This is a genomic window from Streptomyces prasinopilosus, assembly GCF_001419695.1.
Taxonomy (GTDB): Bacteria; Actinomycetota; Actinomycetes; order Streptomycetales; family Streptomycetaceae; genus Streptomyces; species Streptomyces prasinopilosus.
Window position 1 is genome coordinate 1 of record NZ_LIRG01000888.1, and the last position, 2246, is coordinate 2246.

The following is a 2246-nucleotide window of genomic DNA, read 5'->3' on the forward strand; positions in this document are numbered from 1 at the left end:
CTTCGGGGCCGCGGTGGTGGGCCGCTCCCCGGCCCACCACCGCGGCCCCGAAGCCCGTCACCACCGGCCCCGAGCCCGCCGCCGGTGCTTCGAGTCCCGCCTCGCCGGGCGCCCCCGAGGCCTCCGGAGCCGTCGCCGAGGTCGTGGAGATCGTCAACGCCGAACGCGGCAAGGCCGGCTGCTCCCCGGTGAAGGTGAACGCCGCCCTGACCGAGGCCGCGCAGAAGCACAGCGAGGACATGGCGGCGAGCCGCACCATGTCGCACACCGGCTCGGACGGATCCTCGCCCGACGACCGCATCGCACGCGCCGGCTACAGCTGGAGCACCTACGGCGAGAACGTCGCCTACGGCTACTCCACTCCCGAGCAGGTGATGGCCGGCTGGATGGCCAGCCCCGGCCACAGGGAGAACATCCTCAACTGCGCGTTCGAGGAGATCGGGGTCGGCCTCGCCCAGCCCGGCTCCTACTGGACCCAGGACTTCGGCACGGCCCGATAGGCGCCCGTACGCCCCGGTGGCGGGGTGCTCAGGGCCGCGGTGCGGCTCCGGGCACCCCGCCACCGGGGCAGTGGACCGGGATCCGGGTCAGCGTCGGCTCCTGGAAGCCCAGCCGCCGCCGACTCCCGCCACGTGCAGGGCCAGGGCGGTCAGCCCCAGCAGCATCAGGTTCACCGAAGAGAACACATCGTTGGTGCCGATGTCCGCCGCGTTGATCAGAAACGCGAGGAAGAACAGCACCGCCGCCACTATGCCGAGCATGAACAGGCTCCTCTCCAAGGGGTGAAGCCCGTATGCCCGGACATCGCCCGTGCAAGCAGCGGAGTTCGGTGAAGTGGCGCGCCCGCGCGTGCGGCTGCCGGTTCGGCCGTCCGGGAACGCGGGGTCCGGGCACCGGACCTCAGGAACGCCCGGCGAGGAAATCGGACAGGCCGGACAGGAGCCGCTCCACGTCCTCCGTGTTGTTGTAGGGGGCGAGGCCCACCCGGAGTCCCCCGGTGTCCGAGAGGCCGAGCCTGCGGGAGGCCTCGACCGCGTAGAAGGAGCCGGACGGCGCGTGGACACCGCGCTGCGAGAGGAACCGGGAGGCGTCCGCCGTGCTGCGCCCGTCGAGGGTCAGCAGCAGGGTGGGTGTGCGGTCGGCCGCGTTGGAGTGGACCGTGACCCCGTCGAGGGCACCCAGTCCCTTGTCGATCCGGGCCCGCAGGTTCTCCTCGTGTCCTTCGAGCGCCGCGAACGCCGCGGCCAGCCGCTGCCGCCGGGTGCCCGAGGCGCGTGCGTCGAGTCCGGCGAGGAAGTCGACGGCGGCGCGGGTGCCCGCGAGGAACTCGTACGGCAGCGTGCCGAGTTCGAAGCGCTCCGGGACCGCGTCCGTGGAGGGGAGCAGCTTGTCGGGACGCAGTGTCTCCAGCAACTCGGGCCGGGCGGCGAGCACTCCGTGGTGCGGGCCGAGGAACTTGTACGGGGAGCAGGCGAAGAAGTCGGCGCCCATTTCCTCGACGTCGACCAGGCGATGGGCGGTGTGGTGCACGCCGTCGACGTACAGCAGCGCGCCCGCCTCGTGCACCGGGCGGGAGATCTCGGCGATCCGGGGGCGCGTGCCGATCAGGTTGGAGGCGGCGGTCACGGCGACCAGCCGGGTGCGTTCCGAGAGCACCGCCCGGATGTCGTCGGCGGTCAGCTCCCCGGTGACCGGGTCGAAGTCGGCCCAGCGTACGGTGGCTCCGGCCCGGGCCGCGGCCTGGACCCAGGGCCGGATGTTCGAGTCGTGGTCCAGCCGGGTGACGACCACCTCGTCCCCGGGCGACCACGTCTTGGCGAGGGTGCGCGAGAAGTCGTAGGCGAGCTGCGTGGCACTGCGCCCGAACACGATCCCGGCCGGGTCCGCCCCCAGGAGGTCGGCCAGCGCCCGGCGGCATCCGGTGACGATGTTCTCGGCGTTGCGCTCCCCCGCCGTCCCGTGTCCCCGGTTCGACAGCGGGCTGCTCCACGCGTCCGAGACGGCCTCGATGACGGGCCGGGGGGTCTGGGTGCCGCCGGGGCCGTCGAAGTGGGCCGTCCCGGCGGTCAGTGCGGGGAACTGCGCGCGGATGGTGTCGACGTCGTACGTCACGGGAACTCCTGTTCGTCTTCGTCCCCGGGCCCTCTCTCGCGCTTCCCGCCCCCTGCGGGCCGAAGGAGAGGGCCCGGTGCGGGTGACCGCCCATCGGCCGGCCCTGTTCCCGATTCTGTCCCGCCCCGGCCGGG

General features: G+C 73.1%; 3 protein-coding genes. 1 reads left to right on the forward strand and 2 read right to left on the reverse strand.

What is annotated here, in order from left to right:
* On the forward strand, nt 1–500 hold a 500-nt coding region (locus AOK18_RS28050), incomplete at its 5' end, for a CAP domain-containing protein (protein WP_167738752.1).
* 87 nt (nt 501–587) lie between these two features.
* On the opposite strand, the gene AOK18_RS33485 is transcribed toward AOK18_RS28050, so the two are convergent.
* Nucleotides 588–761: a hypothetical protein gene (locus AOK18_RS33485; RefSeq protein WP_095534100.1), complete on the reverse strand. Its 174-nt coding sequence runs from the start codon at nt 759–761 to the stop codon at nt 588–590.
* A 139-nt stretch (nt 762–900) separates the two neighbouring features.
* Nucleotides 901–2112 (reverse strand): cysteine desulfurase-like protein, encoded by a 1212-nt coding sequence (locus AOK18_RS28055; protein WP_055696143.1) that lies wholly within the window; start codon nt 2110–2112, stop codon nt 901–903.
* Between the last annotated feature and the right edge of the window lie 134 nt (nt 2113–2246).

Coding starts and splice junctions, on each gene's coding strand:
- AOK18_RS33485 (WP_095534100.1), bottom strand. CDS start 761: ATGCTCGGCATAGTGGCGGCGGTGCTGTTCTTCCTCGCGTTTCTGATC.